The following is a 21,347-nucleotide window of genomic DNA, read 5'->3' on the forward strand; positions in this document are numbered from 1 at the left end:
GTCACTCCTCGTCGCCGACGCGCGGGTCCAACACCGCGTACAGCACGTCCTGTACGAGGTTCCCCACGAGCCCGACGAACACGGGGATCAGGGTGGTCGCGAGGATCAGTCCGAAGTCGCGGTTCGTGAGCGCGCGGAACGCGAGTTCCCCGAGCCCCGGGACCCGGAAGACCAGTTCGACGACGTAGACGGTGACGAACAGCACCGTGAGCGTCTCGGTGAAGAACAGCGACACCAGCGGCAGCGACGCGTTCCGGAGGACGTGGCGCGAGCGGTCGCGGAACCCGGCGCCGGCGGCCCGCAGCGTCTTCACGAAGTCCGCGGAGGCGAACTCCAGCGTCTCCGCGCGGGCGTACCGGAGCTGGACGGCGAACACGTTCAGCGCGACGACGAGCGCCGGCAGCGTGAGCGTGACGAGGTTGTCGGCGCTCCACAGGCCGAACCGGGGGTCGTAGTACGTGCGGTACCACGACAGCTCCCGGATGAACACGACGACGGCGATCTCCCCGAGGAAGAACGCGGGGATCCCGAACCCGACGTAGGACACCGCCGAGCCGAGGGCGTCGGCGACGCGCCCGCGCATCGCGGCGAGGTGGCCGACGAGCACCCCGAGCACGTTCCCGAGGAGCAGCCCCGGAACGAGGTAGACGAGCGTGACCGGCGCCGCCTCCCGGAGGACCGCGGTGACCCGCCGGCCGTCGACGGTCGTGCCGAGGTCCAGGGTCGCGTAGCCGACGAGCCACGTGCGGTACCGATCGAGGAGGGGTCGGTCGTAGTTACGGGCCGCGGCGTACGCGTCGGCCGCGCGCTCGCCGGCGAAGAACTGGACGAGCACCTGGTCGGGGTCCGGCGTGAACGCGAACAGGAGGAACGCCCCCGTGAGCACGAGGTAGGCGGCGACGACCGTCCAGGCGACCCGACGCGCGAGGAACCGGCCGACGTTCACCGCCCCACCCCGCGGGCCCGCGTCGGCGTCGTCGCCGGGGGCAGGGGCCGTCCGGTCGCGTCGGCCGGGCGGCGCGTCCGTCTCGTCCGCATACGTCCCCCATCGACCACCCGTCGCAAGAAGGTACCGTGGCTGAAACGGCCGTCTCAGCCATGGCAACGTCTTTCACCCAGTCGCCGGTTCGACGGATCGAGCGATGCGACCCACTGACTCGACCCCGGCCGCGGCCGGAGGGTCACCGTGAGTCCGCCCGACTCGTTCGAGGAGGTCGACTGGGCGGAGCGGACGGGGGCCGGACGGCGGCCGTCGCGGCGGGCCGCCGGCGTCGTCGCGTCCGCCCTCGCCCTCGGGGCCGCGTTCGCGTACGACTACGTCGCCGTGCCGGACGACGAGCGCCTCGTCCCGGAGATGGCGGGGGCGGGTCTCCCCGGCTGGGACGTGACCGGGATCGACTGGCTGTTCCTCGCGTCCGTGCTCGCCGTCTGGTGGTACCTCCTGTACCCCCTCGCGGCCGACCGGAGGCTCGCGCGGTACTACTGGCGCCGGGTCAGACGGAGCCGCCGCGCCGTCCTCGGGCTCGCGGGCGTGTGCGTCTTCTACGCGGTCGGGATCGCCGGCCCGTTCGCGCTCGACCTCCTCCGCGAGTTCACCGGGGTCACCGCCGCGCAGGGGCCCCGCGGCGTCGCCCCGCTTCAGCCGCCCCTCGGGTTCGCCGTGTCGACGAGCGTGACGAACGGCATCTGCGTCGGCGAGGTCGTCGACGGGATGTGTCACGGGTCGCTCGCGCACCCGCTGGGCACGACCGAGGGACTGCGGGACGTCCTCGTGGTGACCGTGGAGGGGGCCCAGTCGGCGATGCAGGTGGCGACCGTCGTCGCCGTGCTCTCGGCGCCGATCGGGATCGCCGTCGGCGTGACGGCGGCGTTCGCCGGCGGCCGCGTCGACGCGCTGTTGATGCGCTACGTCGACCTCCAGCTGGTGGTGCCGCCGTTCTTCGTCTACCTGTTCCTCCAGGTGTTCGTCGGCCGGGGGTTCGTGCTGCTCGTGGTCGTGTTCGGCCTGCTCGACTGGGGGTCGCTCGCGCGGCTCGTTCGCAGCGACGCGCTCTCGAAGGCGGAACTCGGCTACGTGCTGGCGGCCGAGGACGCCGGAAGCGGGTCGCTGCCGACGATCCGGCGGCACCTCCTCCCGAACGTGTCGAACACGGTCGTCACCGGCGTCTCGCTGCTGATGCCCACGGTGATCCTCGTCGAGGTGACGCTGGCGTTCCTCCAGCTCAGCTCCCCGACCGAGACCTCCTGGGGGAACCTCATCTCCGGGGCGAACGTCCTCGGCGCCGGCACCGTCACCATCGACGGGTTCGACCCGACCGTCTGGTGGACCGAGGCGGTTCCCGCGCTGGCGCTCGTGTGCACCGTCGTCGCCTTCGGCGCCCTCGGCGACGCGCTCCGGGACGTGCTCGACCCGCGGACGGAGGCGGACCGATGAGCCGAGAGCGCCGCGACGGGCCGACGCCCCGCAACGACGGGGGGGACCCGCTCCTGTCGGTTCGGGACCTCCGGACGCACTTCCGGACCGACCGGGGGACGGTCCGCGCGGTCGACGGCGTCTCGTTCGACGCCTACCCCGGGGAGACGGTCTGTCTGGTCGGCGAGTCGGGATCCGGCAAGACCGTGACCTGCGAGTCGATCGCCCGGCTCGTTCCCGACCCGCCCGGCGAGTACGTCGGCGGGGAGGTCCGACTGGACGACCGCGACCTCCTGAAGGCGTCCGAGTCGGAGCTGGAGGCGATCCGCGGGGCGCGGGTGTCCTACGTGTTCCAGAACCCGGGGAACGCGCTGGACCCGGTGTACGCCGTGGGCGAGCAGGTGGCCGAGGCGGTCCGGTACCACAACGACTGCGGCGCGCGCGAGGCTCGCGAGCGGGCCGTCGACCTGCTCGACCGCGTCGGCATCCCCGACGCGCCGACACGGGCGCACGACCACCCCCACCGGTTCTCCGGCGGCATGAAACAGCGGGTCGTCCTCGCGCTCGCGCTCGCGAACGACCCCGACCTCCTCGTCGCCGACGAGCCGACGACCGCCCTCGACGTGACGATCCAGGCGCAGATCCTGGATCTGATCGCGGACCTGCAGGCCGAGCGCGACCTCTCGCTCCTGTTCGTGACGCACGACCTCGGCGTCGTCGCCGGCATCGCCGACCGCGTCGTCGTCATGTACGGGGGGAAGGTGATGGAGCGGGGGTCGGTGACCGACGTGTTCGACCGCCCCGCCCACCCGTACACCCGCGCCCTGCTGGAGTGTCTTCCCGGGCGCGGCGACCGGACCGAGCCGATCGGCGGGAGCCCGCCGGACCCGGTCGACCCGCCCGCAGGCTGTCGGTTCCACCCGCGGTGCGACCACGCGATCGAGCCGTGTCGGACGGGCGACCAGCCTCCGGTCCACGGCGTCGAGCGCGGCCGGGCGGTCTCGTGCGTCTTCTACGACGGGAGCCGCGACCCGGGCGTGCTCGACGGCGACCCGGTCGAGCCGGGGACCGACACGTCGGGGGACGGCGAGGGGTCGGCGGCGAGCGACGGGGGCGACTCGCCGGGAGGCGACGACGACGATCCGCCGGCCGGCGGCGGGCGCGCCCGCGGGGGAGGGGACCGATGAGCGACGCCGACGCCGACGCGGGCGCGGACGCCCGGCGGGACGCGGACCGCGAACGGGACCCCGACGGTGGGGCGGACAACCCGCTGGTGGCGGCCGAGGGGCTGGAGAAGCACTACCCGATCACCGAGGGACTGTTCGCCGGACGCGTCGGCGCCGTCCGCGCGGTCGACGGGGTCGACCTCGCTGTCCGGCGCGGGGAGGCGGTCGGGCTCATCGGCGAGTCCGGGTGCGGGAAGTCGACGGCGGCCGCCTGCCTCCTCGGCCTCGAGGAGCCGACCGGCGGGACCGTCCGGTTCGACGGCGACCCGGTGGCGGGCCGTTCGGGCGAGGCGCTCGCGCGGTTCCGTCGGCGGACCGCGACGGTGTTTCAGGACCCGAACGGGAGCCTCGACCCCCGGATGACCGCCGGGGAGTCGGCCGCCGAGCCGCTGGCGGTCCACGGCGTGGACGACCGTCGCCGGCGACGGGCGATCGTCGGCGACCTGTTCGAGCGGGTCGGTCTCGACGCCGGCACGCTCGACCGCTACCCCCACGAGCTCTCCGGGGGGCAGAAACAGCGGGTCGGCATCGCCCGGGCGCTCTCGACCGACCCCGAGTTCGTCGTCCTCGACGAGCCCGTCTCCGGGCTGGACGTGAGCGTGCAGGCGGAGATCCTCGCGTTGCTGTCGGAGCTCCGGGAGGCGTTCGACCTCTCGCTGTTGTTCATCTCCCACGACGTGAGCGTCGTCCGGGAGGTGTGCGACCGGGTGGCCGTGATGTACGCCGGCGAGGTGGTCGAGCGCGGCGCGACCGGGGCGGTGCTGTCGGATCCGCACCACCCGTACACGGAGGCGCTCGTGGCGGCGGTGCCGACGCCGGACCCGCACGCGGGCCGGGCGCGCAGCCCGCTGTCCGGCGACGTGCCGGACCCGGCGGAGCTCCCCGACGGCTGTCGCTTCCACCCGCGGTGTCCGTCGGTCATCCCGCCGGCGGAGACCGACCTGACGAGCGACGAGTACCGGGCCGTCCTCGACCTCCGGCGCGCGCTCGCCGCCGGCGAGGCCGACCCCGACGGGCTCCGCGAACTGGCGGCGGCCGGGCGGGACGCCTCGCCCGACGACCTCGACGGGGCGGCGCTGGCCGGGGCGCTCCGCGAGGAGTACGGGCTCGCGGAGCCGCTCGGGGACGAGTCGGCGGAGGCGACGCTCGCGGCGGCCGTCGAGACGGCGGTCGCCGGGCGGACCGGGGCGGCCGCGGAGGCCCTCAGGGACGCGTTCTCGTCGGTGTGCGAGCGCGAGCGGCCCGAGCGGTACCCCACGGGGGCGGGGCGCACGGCCGCGTGTCACCTCCACCGGGAGCAGTCCGGGGAGGGCGGTCGCGACCCGGAGCCGCCGGATCCGTGACCGTCCGCGGGAGGGCCGGCGGCGCCGCAGGACCGTATGGGTTTTAAGCGCCGGCACAGAATCGGGTGGTAAGAGGAGATCCCGTTATGGAGATGCCACGCCGGATGAACACGTACTGTCCGCACTGCAACGCCCACCACGAACACGAGGTCGAGAAGGTCCGAACCGGCCGCCAGACCGGCATGAAGTGGACCGACCGCCAGCAGGCCCGCGGCACGTCCGTCATCGGGAACGCCGGCAAGTTCTCGAAGGTGCCCGGCGGCGACAAGCCCACCAAGAAGACCCACCTCAAGTACCGCTGCGGCGACTGCGGCAAGGCCCACATGCGCGAGGGATGGCGCGCGGGTCGGCTCACCTTCCAGGAGTAAGCATGGCGGGGAGCTTCTTCCGCGTCCGCTGTCCCGACTGCGAGAACGAGCAGGTCGTCTTCGGCCGCGCCTCCACCGAGGTCAACTGCGCCGTCTGCGGCACGACGCTGTCGCGTCCCACCGGCGGCGACGCCGCGTTCGCCGGCGACGTGGTCGAGACCGTCGAAGCGCGGTAACCGGCCCCGACTTCTCTCTCGACCCGCCCGCCCGACCAGCGGTGCCGCCGTCAGGCGTTCGCCCCGGCCACGTTCGACGTCCCGACCCCGCGTCCCGGGCCCGCCCTCCCCGACCGATTGACAAACGGTATTAGCCTCGGTCCGAAACCAACGGGTATGAAATTCACCGGCTGGCCCGAGAAGGGCGAACTCGTCGTGGGCGAGGTCGACGAGATCGCCGACTTCGGCGTGTTCGTCGACCTCGACGAGTACGAGGACAAGCGGGGGCTGTGTCACGTCTCGGAGGTCGCCTCCGGGTGGATCAAGAACATCCGCGACCACGTGAACGTCGGCGACCGCGTCGTCGCGAAGGTGCTGGACGTGGACAGGTCGAGCCAGCAGATCGACCTGTCGATCAAGGACGTCAACGACCACCAGCGCTCCGAGAAGATCCAGGAGTGGAAGAACGAGCGCAAGGCCGACAACTGGATGAGCATCGCCTTCGGCGAGGACGTCGACGACGAGACGTACACGGAGGTCGCGCAGGCGCTGTACGCAGAGTTCGGCTCGATGTACGACGGCTTCGAGGCCGCCGCCATCCACGGCGCGGAGGCGCTGGAGGACACCGACCTCTCCGACGAGGAGGTCGAGGCCATCGTGGAGACGGCCCGCGAGAACGTCTCGGTGCCGTACGTGAACGTGACGGGCTACGTCGACCTGGAGTCGCCGGGCCACGACGGCGTCGACGACGTGCGCGCGGCGCTGACGGCCGCCGAGGGGAACGGCGAGGTCCCCGACGAGATCGAACTCGAGGTGTCCTACGTCGGCTCCCCGGAGTACCGCATCCGCGTCCGCGCCCCCGACTACAAGACCGCCGAGACCGAACTGGAGGCGTCGGCCGAGCGCGCCCGCGAGGCCATCGAGGCGCGGGGCGGCACCGGCCGCTTCCACCGCGAGCGCGAGAGCGAGGACGAGTAGAGCACCCCCGACGGCCGTGAAGTCCGACATCCGGGTGTGTTCGGCGTGGGAGGCGGCCCACGAGCGACCGGTGTACACCCTCGGCGACGAGTGCCCGGAGTGCGGCGCCGACGCGGTCAACTCCGCGCCCGCGCCGTTCAACCCCGAGGACCCGTACGGGGAGTACCGGCGGCGCGCTCGGGTCCGGGGCCGCGACGACGGGGAATCCGCCGACGCGAACGACGAGTAACGAACACTCGTTTTCCGCTGAGTCCGACTCCGATCAGCCGCCGGCGTACACACGGTGCAGACGCGGGCGATGACGCCCGTCCGAACCACGGGTGAGACTGGAAGGTGCGGGGGCTTCCGCGGTCGTCGTCGCGGTCGCGGGAACGCACGGCTCCGTCTCCAGCAGGAGCGGAACGCGGGACCCCGGATCGAACGGGGCGAGCCGACGCGCCTTTACCACGTCCGCCCCGTTCGACTGGGTATGGACCACATCGACATCGAGGTCGTCGCCGACCCCGAGCTCGAGGATCCCGTGTTCATCGAGGGGCTCCCCGGCGTCGGACACGTCGGCAAGCTCGTCGCGGAACACCTCGTCGAGGAGTTCGACGGCGACCTCGTCCGGCGCGTGTACACGACTGACTTCCCGCCGCAGGTGACCGTCGACGACGAGGGGCTGGCCGAACTCACCCACGCGAAGTTCCACCACGTCGCCGCCGACGGGCAGGACCTGCTCGTGCTCACCGGCGACCACCAGGCCGCCAGCAACGAGGGCCACTACAGCCTCACGAGCGCGTTCCTCGACGTCGCCGAGGAGTTCGGCTGCGAGCGCGCGTTCGCGCTCGGGGGCGTCCCCACCGGCGAGCTGATCGAGGACGACGAGTACGACGTGCTGGGCGCGCTCACCGACGGCGCCGACCGCGAGGCGTTCGAGGAGGCCGGCGTCGAGTTCCGGGAGGACGAGCCCGCCGGCGGCATCGTCGGCGTCTCGGGACTCGTGCTCGGCCTCGGCCGTCGGCGCGGCCTCCCGGCGGCGTGTCTGATGGGCGAGACCTCCGGCTACCTCGTCGACCCCAAGAGCGCGCAGGCCGTCCTCGAGGTGCTGCAGGACCTGCTCGACGTCGAGGTCGACTTCTCGGAGCTGGAGGAGCGCGCCGAGGAGATGGAGGAGGTCGTCGGCAAGATCCAGGAGATGCAGGGCGGCGGCGGGGGCGGCATGCCCAGCGAGGACGAGCTCCGCTACATCGGCTGAGCCGCGGCCCCGACCGAACCGGGAATTCACCCGAACCCGGGACCCGGTCGAACCGCGGACTCGCCCGGGTCGCGGGCGACGCCGGACGCGACGTGGGGGCTGCTAGCGTCCCACAAACCGGAACCGACCGCGCCTGCCACAACGCCTTTTCGCGCGAGGCGCCTCCGATCGTCCGATGACGGACCAGCAGTCGCTCGTTGCGGCGGACGCACCGACGGCAAGCGGGATGCCGATGCTCGGCCTCGGAACCTGGGAGAACACCGACCCCGAGGAGTGTCGCGAGGCTGTCGCGACGGCCCTGGAGACGGGATATCGCCACGTCGACACCGCCCAGATCTACGGCAACGAGGCGGAGGTCGGCGACGGCATCGCCCGCGCCGACGTGGACCGCGAGGAGGTGTTCCTGGCGACGAAGGTGTGGATCGACAACCTCGCGCCCGAGGACGTGCGCGCGACGACCGAGGCGAGCCTCGACCGCCTCGGCGTCGACTCCGTCGACCTCATGTACGTCCACTGGCCGGCCCGCGAGTACGACCCCGAGGCGACGCTCTCGGCGTTCAACGAACTGTACGACGAGGGCCTCATCGACCGGATCGGGATCTCCAACTTCGAGCCCGAGCAGGTGGCCGAGGCCGTCGAGCTAAGCGACGCGCCGGTGTTCGCCAACCAGGTGGAACTGCACCCCCTCCTCCAGCAGGAGGAGCTCCGGGAGGCCTGCGCCGACCACGACGTGGAGGTGGTCGCGTACTCGCCGCTGGCGCGCGGGAAGGTGTTCGATGTCCCGGAGCTGACCGAGATCGCCGAGAAGCACGGCGTCAGCGAGGCGCAGGTGAGCCTCGCGTGGCTCCGCGAGAAGGGCGTCACCGCGATCCCGAAGGCGACGAGCGAGGCCCACATCCGCGACAACTGGGAGTCGCTCGCGCTGGAGCTGGACGACGAGGACGTGGCGACGATCGACGCCATCGACCGCCGGGAGCGCCGCGTCGACCCCGGGTTCGCCCCCTGGAACTGACCCCGGTACTGAACCGCCTCGGCCGCTCCCCGCGAACGCGGCCGGCCGCGCGCCGCCGTGTCGGGTCGGCCGGCTGAGGGGTAGCGCGCGCGAGCGAAACCTTCAATCGGCGCCCCCCGGATCGCTTCCCCGATGGAACGACGCTCCACGGGGCTGGTGGACGCCGTCCGGATCGACGTCGCGAGACTCCACGCCACGTGGATGGAGCTGGCGTTCCCCCGGCAGCTCGACCCCGGCAGGGTCGTCGGGAAGTGGACGCCGGAGACGACGCCCCAGCGGGTCGCGTACTCCCTCTGGGCCGCGATCGGCGTCCCGCTGGTCGCGGTCGGCTACCCGCTCCTGCTGTGCGGGTTCGCCGCACGGTTCTACGCGCGCCGGGTCGACTCGGCGGCGACGCGGCTGGGCGTCGTCGGCGTCGTCCTGGTGTCGATTCTGGCGTGGGGGCTGCTCACCGTCGCCGCGTGGGTCAGGGAGTTCTCGACCGGCGGCCTGATCGCCGTCGGCGCCGCCGGGGCGGTGGCGACCGTCGCGGCGGCGGTCGCGGTCGGCGCCTCCCGCGCGGGCGGACGCGGGACGAGCGTCCTCGTCGCCTACCCGGCGGCGGTGACGGCGTTCCTGCTCCCGCCGGTGGTCGCGGCGCTGTACTCGCCGGCGCTGGCGGAGGTGGTCTTCCCCGGGACCACCACGCTCGCGGTGTGGATCCTCGACGGTCCGCTGGCGGTCGGCGGGCTCAACGACCTCATCCGCGCGCGCTTCGACCTCCGGGGGACCGCCTACGTGCTCATGTGGATCGGCATCTCCGTGCCCGTCGGCTGGCTGTTCGGCGTGCTCGTCGCGCTCGCTGACGTGGTCCGCCCCGAACGCGACCGCGCCTCCGGCGCGCGCTTCTGAGGACCGCTCCCGCGTCAGCCGGTCGACGGCCGCGGCGGACGCCCGCTCCCCGCCGGCCGCGGCGACGACCGGTCCCGCCGGGCTCCCCCGAGGCCGCGATCCGCGGCGGCAACGCTTACTCGCGTTCGGCACCTAGCGCCCACGATGCGTTTCGACCATCCGAACACGAGCCTCCTGTTCACAGTCATGCTGCTCGTCCTGATCGGCGGAACCGTCTCCAGCCCGATGCCGACGGCGCTGAGCGCCGGTATCGGCGTCGGCCTCGCGGTCTTCGGCGTCGCGTCGCTGGTGCTCGGTATCGAACACGGGGAGTACCGCGCGACCGGGTGCTGACGGCGCGGAGCCGGCCCGCCCGGGCTACCGGGGACCGCCGTCGCCGCGGCCCGGGTCGCCCGGCGAGCCCGAACCGGACCCCGTCTCGTCTATCACGTCGTCGAGGGTCTCGTCGGAGACGCTGGCGGCGACGCGGACGCCCACGAGCGCGAGGGCGATGCCGCCGACGATGAACACCGCGAGCCGCTCGGTCGGCGCGAGCGTGTGCCCGAGCACCGACAGCGGCTCCCGGCCGGCCTCCCGTTCGAGGAAGTAGCCGGCGAAACCGCGGAACAACAGCCCGACCGCGAGGACGCCGAACGGGAGGTTGAGGTACGGGCTGCGCACCCCCTCGTCGCGGATGAGCTCGTCCAGCAGGCGGCCGAACGAGGCGGTCAGCGCCGCCAGCGCGAGCCACGGGACCGCGGCGTAGGCGAACCGCATCGCCGCGACGAACTCCCCGCCGTCGACCGGGGACGCCGAGAGGACGCCCAGGAACACCCCCACGACGGACAGTCCGAGGGCCGCGACGTACGTCACGACCGACACCTGCCCGGAGTACAGCGCCTCGCGGGCGCGCTCGGGCAGCGACTCGACGAACTCGTCGATCCCGAGCCCGTAGTACAGCAGCGCCGCGCCCAGCAGGGTCGCGACGCCCGCGACGGCGATGGCCGGCGAGAAGTACACCAGCAGGACCGGGAGGATGAGCAGGCCGATCCCGATCGGCACGAGCACCGTCTCGCGGAGCTCCTCGTCGGCCATGAACTGCTTGAGCAGGTAGTAGGTGGACTCGATGTCGCGCGCCTGCCGGACGACCACGCGGTCGACCGCGTCCACCGGGAGCCGGGACTCGACCATGGGGACGGCCCGCTCGTCGGAGGCGGAGTCGATGACGACGACCGCCGAGTCGAACTCCCGCGTCGCGAGGACGTCGTCGAGCTGGCGCGCGAGCGCGCGGTCGGCGCGCACCGCCGAGTCGCCCGCGCCCGAGACGACCGCGACCACCGCCTCCTCGCCCTCGTCGGAGAGGTCGCGGGCGACGCGCAGCGACTCCAGCAGGCAGTTGACGCCGGCGTCCTCGGGGTCGGCGAGGCCGAGATCCGTCACGAGCGAGCGGACCGCCTCCCACCCCAGCACCGGGGTGTCGACGCCGGCCTTTCGGCCGACGTCGTTCGAGCGGTCCACACAGAGGACCAGCGTCGTCACGTGCAATGCGAGGTACCCCCGGGTCAAAAAGGCCACCCCGTACGGAAGCGGGGCGTACTTGTCGCCGTCGCGCGAGGTCGACCCATGGAGCGACGCCGCGTCCCCTCGGACACCGAGTGGGAACGGACGGTCGGCTACTCGCGGGCGGTCCGCGTCGGCGACCGGGTGGAGGTGTCGGGCACGACCGCGACCGGCGACGACGGCGCGGTGATCGCGCCGGACGACGCCTACGAACAGACGAGGCGGGCGATCGAGAACGTCGAGGCCGGCCTCTCGGGGGCCGACGCGACGCTCTCGGACGTGGTGCGGACGCGCCTCTACGTGACCGACATCGACCGCTGGGAGGCGGTCGGTCGCGCCCACGGGGAGGCGTTCGGGGAGGTCCGCCCGGCGACCACGATGGTCGAGGTGTCGCGCCTGATCGACCCGGACATGCTCGTGGAGGTCGAGGCCGTCGCGGTCGTCAACGACGGGTGAGACCTCGGCCCCGCGGTCCGGGTCTCCCCCGTCCTACCTGCGGAACCGGACGTCGATCCCCTCGGGGGCGCCCTCGCCGGGGAACGCGCTCGCGATCCCCGCCCCGAAGGCGTACGCCGTCGCCGCGGCGCCGCCGCGGAGCCGCGCGGCGAGCCCCTGCTGTGGGGTGAACTCGCGGACGGTCGCCTCCGTTCCCGTCAGCTCTCCGACCCGTTCGAGGACGGCCTCGCGGTCGCCGAGGCCGTCGACGAGGCCGCGCTCGTGCGCCTCCGTCCCGAGGAACACCCGGGCCTCGGTGTCGCGCACGGCCTCCTCGTCCATGTCGCGTCCCTCCGCCACCTGTTCGACGAACTGGTCGTAGTAGTCGTCGACGATCCCCTGGAGGTACGCCCGCTCGTCGGGCGAGATCTCCTTCAGCGGGAGGCCGGCGTCCTTGTACTCGCCGGCGGTGAACTGCTCGTAGCTGACGCCGAGGCGGTCGGCCAGCTCGTGGACGTTCGGCCGGGAGCCGATGACGCCGATGGAGCCGACGACGCTCCCCTCGCGGGCCCACAGCTCGTCGCAGCCGACCGCGATGGCGTAGCCGCCGCTGGCGCACGTGTCGGTCGCGTAGCCGACGGTCGGGCCGTCGAAGCGCTCGGCCGCGAGTCGGATGTCCTCGCTGGGGACGATCTGTCCGCCCGGCGTGTTCAGCTTCACCAAAAGCGCCTCGGCGTTCGGGTCCTCGTCGGCGCGCTCGATCTGTTCGACCACCTCGTCGGCCCCGGGGGTCGTCGGCGAGGAGGGCAGCCGGCCGCCGCCGCCGTCGCGTGTGATCGGCCCCTCGACGGCCACCTCGGCGACGGTGTAGTCGGCGAACCGGGAGCCGAGCGCCGAGGACGCGATCTTGACGGCGATCCCGACGACGGCGACGGTGATCACCACGCCGAGCAGTTCGGCCAGGTCGCCCGGGAACCACACGAACAGGAGAACGCCGACCAGCGCCGCGGCCGCCGCCGCGACGAGGAGGGCCGCCGCGGAGCCGACGGTTCGGAGGGTGGAGTTCGGGTCTGTCACGGCCGCGCTTGGACCGCCCCCGGCATAAGATTCCGGTGCGGGCGCGGCGCCCGCGCGTCGCGGGGACGCGGGCGTCGACGCGGCCGCGTACGGCGCGACGGCTCGGTGGGCGGTCGATCGCCGCCCGGCCGTCCGCGGCGCGGCCGCTCTCGGGCGTGGGAACGAAAACCGCAGAACCGTGCGCGTTCGAACGCGGCCTCGGGCGGACTTACAGAAGCCCCGTCTTCTGGAGCTTCATCAGGTCCTCGGTGTCGAGGGTTTCGCCTTCCTTGAACTTCTGGTAGATCTCCTCGGCCTCCTCGCGCTCCTCCTCCATCTTGGCCTCGCGCTCCTCCTTCTTCTCCTCCTCTTCCTCCTTGTCCAGCTCGCGCAGGCGCTTCTGGACGCGGACGAAGTCCTCGTGGTGCCGGTCGGCGGCCTCCTGCGCCTCCACGAACAGCTCGTGCATGGCGTCGGCCTCGTCCCGGATGTCGTCGGCCTCGCGGTAGGCCTCGATCATCTGGTTGTGGTGTTCCTGCGCCTCGTCGGCCAGCTCCGTCACCTTCTGGTGGTGCGTCGACGCCTCCGAGCGGACCTCCTCGGCCTCCTCGATGAGCTCCTCGAGCTCGTCGCTCTGGTCGACCTTGCCCTTCTTCTCGGCGAGCTTCTCGCGCTTGCTCTCGATCTTCTCGATGAGCTCGCGCTCCTCCTCGGCGCCGAGGACCTCGGTCTGCTGCTTGAACTCGAGGTCCTCGATCTCCTCCTTGAGCTCCTCGATGGACTTGCCCGAGCCGAGCTCGAGGTCCTGCTTCATCTCCTCGACCTCGTCGAACAGCTCGTTCGCCTCGGCGTTCAGCTCGTTGCGCGCCTCCTTGTGCTCCTGGACCTGTTCGTTGAGCTCGTCCCGCTTCTCGCGGTGCTCCTGGGCCTCGTCGACCTTCTCGCGTGTCTTCGCGTTCAGGTCGTCGCGCTTGGACGCGCGCTCGGACGCCATCTGGTTGAGCTCGTTACGTCGGTCGCGGAGCTGACCGGCCTTCTTGATCAGCTGGCCCTTCGAGTCGTTCTCCAGTTCCTCCTCGGAAAGGGAGACGTTTCGTGATTCGTCCAGCTGGTCGAGACCGTACTCTTCGAGAACTTCGTCTTTCGTTACCATGGTTCGTTACCTCGACACCATACTGCTTCGGACGGAGCGGACGCTGCGCGGGTGCGTGCGTCCGTCTGGGGGTGAAAACACCGTGTCATTCAGCGATCGATGCCACCACGCCCGAAGGCGTTCTGGTACCTACACATATACGGCTTCCGTATATAACTCCTTCGCTGTTCGAGCGCGAAAACGCGTGATACGGGCACTCACACCGCCGGAAACGTGTGATCCGGTCACACGCGCCGGTAGTCGCCGAGGCGGGTCCCGTCGAGGAGGTACGCCTCGGCGGACGCGAGCCCGTCCGGGAGGAACGGGGCGAGGAATCCCTGTCCCTCGACGTTCACCCACGTCCCGCCCGAGCGGTCGTTGAACGCCGGGAACACGACCAGCTCCGGGTCGCGCCACGCCACCCCCGAGAGGGCCACCTCGTCGGCGAACGCCTCGCGTGCGAGCGGACCGCGGAGCCACGCCTTCTCCGCGCGGCCGCCGCCGACGGCGTCCTCCAGGCGCACCGCGGGGTGCTCGTGGCCCATGCAGACCGTCCGGGCGCCGAGCACCTCGGGCGCCGGCCACGTGTGGCCGTGGAGCACGCCCACGTCGCCGAGGCGGGCGCCCCCCGCGGGCGTCACGTCGACCCGGTCGCCGAACGCCTCGGCCAGCCCGACGTCGTGGTTGCCGAGCGCGAGCGTGACCGGGACGCCGACCGCCGAGAGGAGCGCCTCGACCTCCCCGCGTTCGGCGTCGCCGGCGCCGGCGATGCGGTGGCCGAGGTCGCCGAGGACGACGAGCCGGTCGGCCCCGGTCCGGGCGAGGAGGTCGCACACGCGGTCGCGGCGCTCGTCGCCGGCGCTGTCGAGTTCGACGCCCCGCTCGTACCGCAGGCCCGCCTCGATGCCCGCGTGGTAGTCGGCGACGAGCAGGCCCGTCTCGCCGTCCAGGTCAGCCACGGCCGCCGGGGCGTCGGGGACCGGCTCGACGAGCGGGTCCGACGGCGCCGCCGGGGCGCCCGGACCGCCGCCGTCGCCGTCTTCGGCGCCTCCGCCGCCGCCGCGCTCCCCGTCGCGGCCGCCCATTCAGATCGCCTTGAGCGTCCCGTCGGTCGGCTCGAAGCACTTCCCGCCCATCAGCGCGTCCTCGATGGCGTCCTCGACGGCGCCCTCGTCGGCGCCGTAGCGGTCGACTGCCTCGGCGACGACCGCCCCGCGGTCGGCGCCGTCGCCGTCGTCGAGGTCGTCCATGACCGTCACGACGGCGTCCTCCAAGTCGACATCGGCGGCGGGCTCGTCGCCTCCGGCGTCGACCCCGCCGCTCACCTCGTCGGCGCTCGCGCCCGCGTCGACGGCGCTCGCCGCGGGGTCACCCCCGTCGTCGCCGTCGACGTCGCCCGCGTCACCCGGCTCGTCGTCCGCCGGCTCGGGGTCGGGCGTCTCGATGCCCGACTCGCCGGCGTCGGGGACCTCGGTCCCGGTGGAGAACTCGACGCCGTGCTCCTCCTCGACCTCGCGGCGCTCCTCGTCCGTGAGCGCGTCTTCGAAGTCCTCGGGGTCGGCGTCGGGGTCCACGTCCGCGTCGCCGGCGGCCTCCCCCGCGTCGAACTCGCCGAGGTCGTCGGTCGCGTCCGTGACGGGGACGTCCGAGTCCGTCCCGGCGTCGAAGTCTCCGAGGTCGTCGTCACCGTCGTCGAACTCCCCGGGACCGTCGTCGCCGTCGCCGTCGTCGAAGCCGCCGAGGTCCTCGGTCGACGCCGACTCCGCCGGCTCCGGTTCGGCGCCGGCGCCCGGATCCGCCTCGGCGACGTCCGCCGAGTCCGGCTCGGCGCCGGCCGCCTCCGCGGGCTCGGCCGCGGCGTCGACCGGGTCGGCCTCGTCGTCGACGTCGCCGTCCCCGGCTCCCGCGTCCGGTCCGTCGACCGTCGCGGCGGTCGAGGCGGCCGCGTCCGTGTCGGCGGCGGCCGGCTCCGCGGCGTCCCCGGCGTCGCCGGCGTTCGCGGGGTCCACGCCGGTCGCGTCCGCCGCCTCGACCGCGTCCGCGGGGGCGTCCGCCGTCGCCTCCGACCCGTCGTCCGCGGCCGCCTCGTCCGGGATCGCGGCGGCGTCGAGGTCGTACGGGACGTCCGGGAGCGGGCCGAGGTCGGCGCCGCCGCGGTCGCCGGGGTCGGCCGCGAGCGCGCGGACCTCCTCGCGCTCGTCGGCGACGACCTCCAGCGCGTCGACCGCGAGCGTGCGCACCGCCTCCAGGTAGCGCGTCCCCGTGTCGTAGTGGTCGATGGCCAGCGGGATGCCGGCCGCGAGCGCCGTCGGGACGCCCGCCGACTCCAGCGCCCCGCGGAGGCGGTCGCCGCGGGCGTCCAGTTCGAGCGCGCGAGAGAACACCGCCACCCGCCGGAGCGTCGCCTCCGCGGCGGAGACGACCCAGCGGTCGCGCGTGTCGGCGTCGACGGTCGCGAGGCTCTCCGGGCGGACGGAGGTGTACACCAGGTCGGAGTCCTCGGGCTGGAAGGTGCGCGCCTTCCCCGTGAGCGCGACGAACGCCGGCGGCGTCGTGCGGTCGAGGAACGCCGCCTCGTCGGGCTGGTACTGCCCGGCGTAGGTGACGAACGCGCCCGTCGGGTCGACCACGCGCCCGCGGAGCGTCTGCTCGTTCACCGACTCCACCTCGGTGAGCACGCCCACCGCGAACAGGCGGTTGACGCGCAGGCCGGTCGGGGTGACGACGTAGTTGGGCGCGCGCTCCTCGTCGCTCTCGGAGTGGTCGAGGTCGGCGTCGTCGAACTCGGCGGCGAACAGGCGGTGGGCGACCTCGCGGGCGCCCGGCCCGGAGTCGTCGCCCCCGTCGTCGCCGGCGCTCACGCGCCCACCTCCGCGAGCAGGTCGCGGGCGCGCTCGGCGGGGTCGTCCCCCGTCGCCTCGAACTCCGTCGCGTCGAGGTTCGCGCCGTACTCGTCGACCGAGAGGTGCCCGCGCACGCGGTACTCCCGCCCGACCAGCGTCTCGGCGATGTCGTCGGAGACGACCTCGCGGCTCATCGCGTCGCGGGCGGCCTCCAGCGCGTCCTGGAGAGTGCCGCCGTACACCTCCTCGGTGAGGTCGCGGTCGAGGATGGCCGTCACCGTCGCCGTGCCGTCGTCGAGGATCGCCTTCACCCGGAGGTCGTCCTCGGGGACGACCTGGCCGTGGCTGCGGCACTGCCCGTTCTGGACCAGGCGGCCGCACTCGGGGCAGCGCTCGATGAGCCCCGAGCCGTCCCGCACCTCCAGCACGTTGCCGAGCACCTCCACGTCGTACATGCCGCCGGAGGAGACGGCCTCGTCGATGCTCACGCGGGGCGCCTCGTCGCTCACCTCGACGCTCGCGGGCGACACCTCGGTGAACTCGGTGAGGTTCACCGAGGGGACGCCGCGGAACTCCCGGACGTACACGTCCTCCATGCGGAGTTCGGCGCCCTCGACCACCTCCTCGCGGGCCTGCCAGTCGGTGAACGGCAGGCGGGCGGTCTCGTCGCCGATCACCCCCGAGTGGATGGTCGTCTCGCCGTCGCGCCCGTCGATGGTGCGCTGCTCCAGTTCGAGCACCTTCGCCTCGACCGTGCGGCCGCGGTCGCCGGCCGAGAGGTCGACGAGGTCGCGCTCGCCGCCGACCTCGTAGGGAACCTCCAGCGGCTCCTCCTCCATCGCGACCGAGGAGGACTCGCCGATGTTCAGCTCCGGTTCGCCGTCCCACTCGCGGACGCCGGCGTTGCCGACGGTGACGGTGTCGCCGGGCTCGAACCCGAAGTCCTGCCAGGCGGTGTAGCTGATCCGCCCGGTCCCGTCCGCGAGTTCGCCCTCGCGGATGACGGTGTCGTCGCCCTGATAGCGGATCGAGCGCTTCCCGACCGTCAACACGCGCGCGGTGACGGTGACGTTGCCCGACTCCGGGGTGACGTCGGCGACGTCGACCGCCGACGGCGAGGCGTCGCCGCCGCCGGCGCCGCCGTACTTGCGGCGCACGGACTGCTTCGCCTCGTCGATCGGGACGCTGTACTCCAGCAGGTTCTCCAGGTCGCGTTTGACCTCCGCTTTGTCCTCGCCGAGGGCGGAGGCGAGCTCCTCGGCGTGTGCGTCGATGTCCATGTGTTCCGTCCGAACCTTCCGCCCGACTCCTGTTAAACTCACCGCGCGGGGGGCGCGCCCGCGAGCGCGGGGGGCCGGACCCGCCGGGACGGTCGTGCGCCGCCGGCGCCCGTTCGGGCGAACTTCCTTGTGCGGCGTCCCCCCAGGACGCGTATGGAACGCACCCGACGCTCGGCGCTCTCGGTCCTCGGCGCCGCGGGACTCGGCACGCTCGCGGGCTGTCTCGGCGGCGGGGGAGGCGGCTCCGGCGGCTCGGGCGACGGCGGCTCCGGATCGGGGACGCCGATCGGCGACCACCCGGCCGCCGCGGGCCTCTCCGAGCAGCCCTCCCTCGGGGCGGCGGACGCGCCGGCGACGGTCGTCGCCTTCGAGGACCCCTCCTGCCCCACCTGTCGGAACTTCGAGGAGAACGCCGGCGCGCGGCTCCGCTCCGGCCCGGTCGCCGACGGCGACCTCCGGTTCGTCTCGCGCGTGTACCCCGTCGTCTACCCGTGGGGGAAGCCGGCCGTGCAGGCGCTGGAGGCCGTCTTCGCCCGCGACGGGGGCGCGGAGGCCTACTGGGACCTGTTCGACTACTACTTCGCCTCCCAGAACCAGTTGAACGGCGACAACGTCCTCGACCGGACCGAGTCCTGGCTCGCCTCGAACACCGACCTCGACGCGGCGGGCGTCGTCGCCGACGCGGAGGCGAAGGCGTACGACGACGCGGTCCAGGCGGACCTGGACGCCGGCGAGGACGCCGCCGTCTCCCGGACGCCGACGCTGTTCCTCTTCCGGGACGGGACGTACGTCACGCTCGCCTCCGGCAGCGTGAGCTACGAGACGATCGCCTCCGCCCTCCAGCTATGAGCGGGGCGAGCCCGCTCACCCGCGCGCGCCGGCGGCTGGGGCTCCCGCGGCTCCCCTCGTCGCGGCGGGACCTCCGGCTGGTCGCGCGGACCGTCCGGCTGGTGCTCGGCGTGCCCGCGTACGCGGCGCTCGCGGTCGGGGTCGCCGTCGTGGCGCTGTCGGGGTTCGTCCTCTCCCAGAACGTCGCGCTCGTGCGCGACACGGTGATCGGGGGGGCGCTCCCGCTGGAGGCCCGGCTCACGATCCTCGTCGAGCAGTACCCGTTCGTCGGGACCTCCTACGAGCCGGCCGCGGGCGCGATGCTCGGGGTCGTGGCGGCGCTGACCGGCGCGAACGTCGCGGTCGCGGCGTACCACCTCCGGGAGAACGGGGTCCTCGGCGGCGTCGCCGACCGCGGCGGCCCGGACGGGGCGTCGGGCGGCGGCGACGACGGGTCCGGCGGGGCCGCCGGCAACGCGGCGGGCGGCGCCGGCAGCGTCGTGGGCGTGCTCCTGGGGGCGCTCGGGGCGGGGTGTGCCGCCTGCGGCTCGGCGGTCCTCGTCGGCGTCCTCTCGCTGGTCGGCGGCTCCGGGCTCGTCCTCCTGCTCCCGTTCGAGGGGCTGGAGTTCACCCTGCTGGCGCTCGTTCCGCTGGGGCTGTCGCTGTTCTGGCTCGCCGACGGGATGCGCGGGGCCGAGATCCGCGGCTGTCCGGTGGACGTCTGAGGGCGGGTGGCGGCTCCGGCCCGCCGTGACGCTCGTCCCACACGTTGGCGTGCCTTTACCACGGTTCCGCTCGCAGACCGGGGCGTGTACGGGTCCGAGGAGTTGGTGGCGCTGCTCGACAACGCCCACGACAAGATCGTCGTCGTCGACGGCGACGGGACCTACCGCTACGCCAACGCCGCGACCGAGCGGGTCGTCGGGTTCGAGCCCGCGGAGCTGCTCGGGACGGTTAGCTTCGGGTACGTCCACCCCGAGGACCGCGAGCGGGTGCGGTCGACGTTCGAGACGGTCATCGCCGACGAGCCGGGGGCGGCCACCGAGGTCGAGTACCGTCACCGGACCGCCGACGGGGGGTACGTGTGGCTGCGGAGCCGGGTGATGAACTCGACTGACGACCGCCTCGACGGGTACGTGGTCAGCTCCACCGACGTGACCGAGCGCAGGCGGGCGGAGACCGAGCGCGAGGAGATCCAGTCGCGCCTGCGGGAGATCGCCGCGAACACGACGGAGGTGCTGTGGATGTTCGACGCCGACTGGTCGGAGCTACTGTTCGTCAACGAGGCCTACGAGGACGTGTGGGGGATGCCGGTCGAGGACCTCCGGGAGAACCCGCTGGCGTTCCTCGAGGGGGTCCACCCCGACGACCGCGACCGCGTCCGGGCGGCCATGCGGGAGCTCTCGGCCGGCGAGCCGGTCGACATCGAGTACCGAGTCGCCCCCGACACGGACTACCGGCGGTGGGTGTGGGTGCAGGGCCGCCCCGTGTTCGGGGACGGCGAGGTCGTCAGGGTCGCCGGGTTCGTCCGCGACGTGACCGACCGACGCCGTCGGGAGCGACACCTGCGCGTGATGGGCCGGCTCCTCCGCCACAACCTCCGCAACGACCTCAACGTGATCCTCGGCCGGGTCGAACTGTTGCAGCAGCGGGAGGAGGTGCCCACCGACGCCACGCTCGCGTCGATCGTCGAGACGGTCGAGTCGCTGCTGGCGACCGCCGACAAGGAGCGCGTCATCGTCGAGACCCTTGCCGACACCGAGGAACTGGTCGCGGTCGACCTCTCGGGGGCCGTCCGGTTCGCGGCCGAGGAGGTCCGCGCCGACCACCCGGCCGCGACCGTCGAGACGAGCGTCGAGGAGGGGCACGACGCGCTCGCGGTTCCGGACCTCGTGGTCGCCGTGCGGGAACTCGTGACGAACGCCGTCTGTCACGCCGGGACCGACCGGCCCCGCGTGTCGGTGTCGACGGTCGCGGAGGGCGACCGCGTGGGCGTCGTCGTCGTCGACGACGGCCCGCCGATCCCGGAGGACGAGTACGCCGTCCTCACCGGGGACCACGACATCGACCGTCTCAGCCACGGGTCGGGGCTCGGCCTCTGGCTGGTCCACTGGATGGTCGAACTCTCGAACGGGGAGATCCGGTTCGAACACGGCCCGGACGGCGGGAACCGTGTCACGGCGCTGTTCCGCCGGCCGCCCGACGTGGACGGTGAGGACGTCCGCGCGAGGGAGGACGAGGGGTAGGAACTCAATCCAGCGTGATCTTCACCAGCGCGGCGAGCGCGACCGTCTCCAGCAGGTGCAACGTCAGCATCGCGCGCCACGCGACCGGCGGCACCGCCGAGGAGAACCACGCCGACAGCGTCGGGTCGACGAGGTAGTAGTACAGCGCGACCGCGTTCTCCGCGAACAGCAGCGCCGCGAACGTGCTCAAGCCGAGCGCGTGCGACGAGCGGAGCCGCACCGCGTTCCGTCCCCACACGACCAGCAGGGCGGCCAACAGCACGAGGTTGACCGCGGCCGCGACCCGCGCGACGTCCGCCCAGACGGAGACCACGCGCTACCTCCCGCCCCCGGGCGCCTCCGACGGTCGGAGGGGCGCGGCCGGA

The 21,347-nt window shown here is 73.1% G+C and carries 23 protein-coding genes; 15 read left to right on the plus strand and 8 right to left on the minus strand.

What is annotated here, in order from left to right:
• Nucleotide 1: 1 nt before the first annotated feature.
• Complete coding sequence (locus ACQUQ1_RS04340; protein ID WP_435063039.1) at nt 2-946, minus strand: ABC transporter permease; 945 nt, start codon at nt 944-946, stop codon at nt 2-4.
• A 240-nt stretch (nt 947-1,186) separates the two neighbouring features.
• Between ACQUQ1_RS04340 and ACQUQ1_RS04345 the strand changes: the two genes are divergently transcribed.
• From ACQUQ1_RS04345 to ACQUQ1_RS04395, 11 genes are all read left to right on the plus strand, one after another.
• Nucleotides 1,187-2,434: an ABC transporter permease gene (locus ACQUQ1_RS04345; protein ID WP_435063040.1), complete on the plus strand. Its 1,248-nt coding sequence runs from the start codon at nt 1,187-1,189 to the stop codon at nt 2,432-2,434.
• Complete coding sequence (locus ACQUQ1_RS04350; RefSeq protein ID WP_435063041.1) at nt 2,431-3,600, plus strand: ABC transporter ATP-binding protein; 1,170 nt, start codon at nt 2,431-2,433, stop codon at nt 3,598-3,600. Before ACQUQ1_RS04345 ends, ACQUQ1_RS04350 begins: the two co-directional genes overlap by 4 nt.
• On the plus strand, nt 3,597-4,982 hold the full coding sequence (locus ACQUQ1_RS04355; protein ID WP_435063042.1) for an ABC transporter ATP-binding protein: 1,386 nt from the start codon (nt 3,597-3,599) through the stop codon (nt 4,980-4,982). Before ACQUQ1_RS04350 ends, ACQUQ1_RS04355 begins: the two co-directional genes overlap by 4 nt.
• 86 nt (nt 4,983-5,068) lie before the next feature.
• Nucleotides 5,069-5,350: a 50S ribosomal protein L44e gene (locus ACQUQ1_RS04360; RefSeq protein WP_073306840.1), complete on the plus strand. Its 282-nt coding sequence runs from the start codon at nt 5,069-5,071 to the stop codon at nt 5,348-5,350.
• A gap of 2 nt (nt 5,351-5,352) precedes the next feature.
• Entirely contained in the window at nt 5,353-5,526 is a 174-nt protein-coding gene (locus ACQUQ1_RS04365; RefSeq protein WP_435063043.1) for a 30S ribosomal protein S27e, read from the plus strand.
• A 156-nt stretch (nt 5,527-5,682) separates the two neighbouring features.
• Nucleotides 5,683-6,483 (plus strand): translation initiation factor IF-2 subunit alpha, encoded by an 801-nt coding sequence (locus tag ACQUQ1_RS04370; RefSeq protein ID WP_435063044.1) that lies wholly within the window; start codon nt 5,683-5,685, stop codon nt 6,481-6,483.
• Nucleotides 6,484-6,499: 16 nt separating this feature from the next.
• On the plus strand, nt 6,500-6,712 hold the full coding sequence (locus ACQUQ1_RS04375) for an RNA-protein complex protein Nop10 (protein WP_435063045.1): 213 nt from the start codon (nt 6,500-6,502) through the stop codon (nt 6,710-6,712).
• Between the two features lie 240 nt (nt 6,713-6,952).
• Nucleotides 6,953-7,720 carry a proteasome assembly chaperone family protein gene (locus tag ACQUQ1_RS04380; RefSeq protein WP_435063046.1) on the plus strand — a complete coding sequence of 256 codons (768 nt, stop codon included), beginning with the start codon at nt 6,953-6,955 and terminating at the stop codon, nt 7,718-7,720.
• 175 nt (nt 7,721-7,895) lie between these two features.
• Nucleotides 7,896-8,732 carry an aldo/keto reductase gene (locus tag ACQUQ1_RS04385; RefSeq protein WP_435063047.1) on the plus strand — a complete coding sequence of 279 codons (837 nt, stop codon included), beginning with the start codon at nt 7,896-7,898 and terminating at the stop codon, nt 8,730-8,732.
• A 132-nt stretch (nt 8,733-8,864) separates the two neighbouring features.
• Nucleotides 8,865-9,623 (plus strand): hypothetical protein, encoded by a 759-nt coding sequence (locus ACQUQ1_RS04390; protein WP_435063048.1) that lies wholly within the window; start codon nt 8,865-8,867, stop codon nt 9,621-9,623.
• A gap of 144 nt (nt 9,624-9,767) precedes the next feature.
• Nucleotides 9,768-9,956 carry a DUF7333 family protein gene (locus tag ACQUQ1_RS04395; protein WP_435063049.1) on the plus strand — a complete coding sequence of 63 codons (189 nt, stop codon included), beginning with the start codon at nt 9,768-9,770 and terminating at the stop codon, nt 9,954-9,956.
• Nucleotides 9,957-9,980: 24 nt separating this feature from the next.
• On the opposite strand, the gene ACQUQ1_RS04400 is transcribed toward ACQUQ1_RS04395, so the two are convergent.
• Nucleotides 9,981-11,141 (minus strand): DUF373 family protein, encoded by a 1,161-nt coding sequence (locus tag ACQUQ1_RS04400; protein WP_435063050.1) that lies wholly within the window; start codon nt 11,139-11,141, stop codon nt 9,981-9,983.
• An 84-nt stretch (nt 11,142-11,225) separates the two neighbouring features.
• Here ACQUQ1_RS04400 and ACQUQ1_RS04405 point away from each other — a divergent pair, with 84 nt between their 5' ends.
• The gene (locus ACQUQ1_RS04405) at nt 11,226-11,618 is read left to right on the plus strand and encodes a RidA family protein (protein ID WP_435063051.1); all 393 of its coding nucleotides are present in this window, start codon (nt 11,226-11,228) and stop codon (nt 11,616-11,618) included.
• A 33-nt stretch (nt 11,619-11,651) separates the two neighbouring features.
• On the opposite strand, the gene sppA is transcribed toward ACQUQ1_RS04405, so the two are convergent.
• The 5 genes from sppA to ACQUQ1_RS04430 form a co-directional block, all read right to left on the minus strand.
• Nucleotides 11,652-12,674 carry a signal peptide peptidase SppA gene (sppA, locus tag ACQUQ1_RS04410; RefSeq protein ID WP_435063052.1) on the minus strand — a complete coding sequence of 341 codons (1,023 nt, stop codon included), beginning with the start codon at nt 12,672-12,674 and terminating at the stop codon, nt 11,652-11,654.
• A gap of 208 nt (nt 12,675-12,882) precedes the next feature.
• Nucleotides 12,883-13,806: a coiled-coil protein gene (locus ACQUQ1_RS04415; RefSeq protein WP_435063053.1), complete on the minus strand. Its 924-nt coding sequence runs from the start codon at nt 13,804-13,806 to the stop codon at nt 12,883-12,885.
• Between the two features lie 224 nt (nt 13,807-14,030).
• A complete protein-coding gene (locus ACQUQ1_RS04420) occupies nt 14,031-14,870 on the minus strand; it encodes a metallophosphoesterase (RefSeq protein ID WP_435063054.1) in 840 nt (279 codons plus the stop codon).
• Nucleotides 14,871-16,646 (minus strand): RPA family protein, encoded by a 1,776-nt coding sequence (locus tag ACQUQ1_RS04425; protein ID WP_435063055.1) that lies wholly within the window; start codon nt 16,644-16,646, stop codon nt 14,871-14,873. It abuts the gene before it with no gap.
• The gene (locus tag ACQUQ1_RS04430) at nt 16,643-17,908 is read right to left on the minus strand and encodes a Single-stranded DNA binding protein (protein ID WP_435063056.1); all 1,266 of its coding nucleotides are present in this window, start codon (nt 17,906-17,908) and stop codon (nt 16,643-16,645) included. Before ACQUQ1_RS04430 ends, ACQUQ1_RS04425 begins: the two co-directional genes overlap by 4 nt.
• Before the next feature lie 153 nt (nt 17,909-18,061).
• On the opposite strand from ACQUQ1_RS04430, the gene ACQUQ1_RS04435 reads away from it, so the two are divergent.
• The 3 genes from ACQUQ1_RS04435 (at nt 18,062) to ACQUQ1_RS04445 (ending at nt 20,982) form a co-directional block, all read left to right on the plus strand.
• Nucleotides 18,062-18,757 carry a DsbA family protein gene (locus tag ACQUQ1_RS04435; protein ID WP_435063057.1) on the plus strand — a complete coding sequence of 232 codons (696 nt, stop codon included), beginning with the start codon at nt 18,062-18,064 and terminating at the stop codon, nt 18,755-18,757.
• A complete protein-coding gene (locus ACQUQ1_RS04440; protein ID WP_435063058.1) occupies nt 18,754-19,461 on the plus strand; it encodes a hypothetical protein in 708 nt (235 codons plus the stop codon). The genes ACQUQ1_RS04435 and ACQUQ1_RS04440 overlap by 4 nt, the downstream gene beginning before the upstream one ends.
• An 84-nt stretch (nt 19,462-19,545) precedes the next feature.
• Nucleotides 19,546-20,982 (plus strand): PAS domain-containing sensor histidine kinase, encoded by a 1,437-nt coding sequence (locus tag ACQUQ1_RS04445; RefSeq protein ID WP_435063059.1) that lies wholly within the window; start codon nt 19,546-19,548, stop codon nt 20,980-20,982.
• 4 nt (nt 20,983-20,986) lie between these two features.
• On the opposite strand, the gene ACQUQ1_RS04450 is transcribed toward ACQUQ1_RS04445, so the two are convergent.
• A complete protein-coding gene (locus ACQUQ1_RS04450) occupies nt 20,987-21,295 on the minus strand; it encodes a hypothetical protein (RefSeq protein ID WP_435063060.1) in 309 nt (102 codons plus the stop codon).
• Nucleotides 21,296-21,347: the final 52 nt, after the last annotated feature.

It is taken from the genome of Halobaculum sp. EA56, assembly GCF_051195075.1.
Classification (GTDB): Archaea; Halobacteriota; Halobacteria; order Halobacteriales; family Haloferacaceae; genus Halobaculum.

Bases quoted from the DNA above. Each gene is read 5' to 3' on its own strand.
- ACQUQ1_RS04350 (WP_435063041.1), top strand. From the start codon at position 2,431: ATGAGCCGAGAGCGCCGCGACGGGCCGACGCCCCGCAACGACGGGGGG.
- ACQUQ1_RS04355 (WP_435063042.1), top strand. From the start codon at position 3,597: ATGAGCGACGCCGACGCCGACGCGGGCGCGGACGCCCGGCGGGACGCG.
- ACQUQ1_RS04360 (WP_073306840.1), top strand. From the start codon at position 5,069: ATGGAGATGCCACGCCGGATGAACACGTACTGTCCGCACTGCAACGCC.
- ACQUQ1_RS04365 (WP_435063043.1), top strand. From the start codon at position 5,353: ATGGCGGGGAGCTTCTTCCGCGTCCGCTGTCCCGACTGCGAGAACGAG.
- ACQUQ1_RS04370 (WP_435063044.1), top strand. From the start codon at position 5,683: ATGAAATTCACCGGCTGGCCCGAGAAGGGCGAACTCGTCGTGGGCGAG.
- ACQUQ1_RS04380 (WP_435063046.1), top strand. From the start codon at position 6,953: ATGGACCACATCGACATCGAGGTCGTCGCCGACCCCGAGCTCGAGGAT.
- ACQUQ1_RS04385 (WP_435063047.1), top strand. From the start codon at position 7,896: ATGACGGACCAGCAGTCGCTCGTTGCGGCGGACGCACCGACGGCAAGC.
- ACQUQ1_RS04390 (WP_435063048.1), top strand. From the start codon at position 8,865: ATGGAACGACGCTCCACGGGGCTGGTGGACGCCGTCCGGATCGACGTC.
- ACQUQ1_RS04395 (WP_435063049.1), top strand. From the start codon at position 9,768: ATGCGTTTCGACCATCCGAACACGAGCCTCCTGTTCACAGTCATGCTG.
- ACQUQ1_RS04405 (WP_435063051.1), top strand. From the start codon at position 11,226: ATGGAGCGACGCCGCGTCCCCTCGGACACCGAGTGGGAACGGACGGTC.
- ACQUQ1_RS04415 (WP_435063053.1), bottom strand. From the start codon at position 13,806: ATGGTAACGAAAGACGAAGTTCTCGAAGAGTACGGTCTCGACCAGCTG.
- ACQUQ1_RS04420 (WP_435063054.1), bottom strand. From the start codon at position 14,870: ATGGGCGGCCGCGACGGGGAGCGCGGCGGCGGCGGAGGCGCCGAAGAC.
- ACQUQ1_RS04430 (WP_435063056.1), bottom strand. From the start codon at position 17,908: ATGGACATCGACGCACACGCCGAGGAGCTCGCCTCCGCCCTCGGCGAG.
- ACQUQ1_RS04435 (WP_435063057.1), top strand. From the start codon at position 18,062: ATGGAACGCACCCGACGCTCGGCGCTCTCGGTCCTCGGCGCCGCGGGA.
- ACQUQ1_RS04440 (WP_435063058.1), top strand. From the start codon at position 18,754: ATGAGCGGGGCGAGCCCGCTCACCCGCGCGCGCCGGCGGCTGGGGCTC.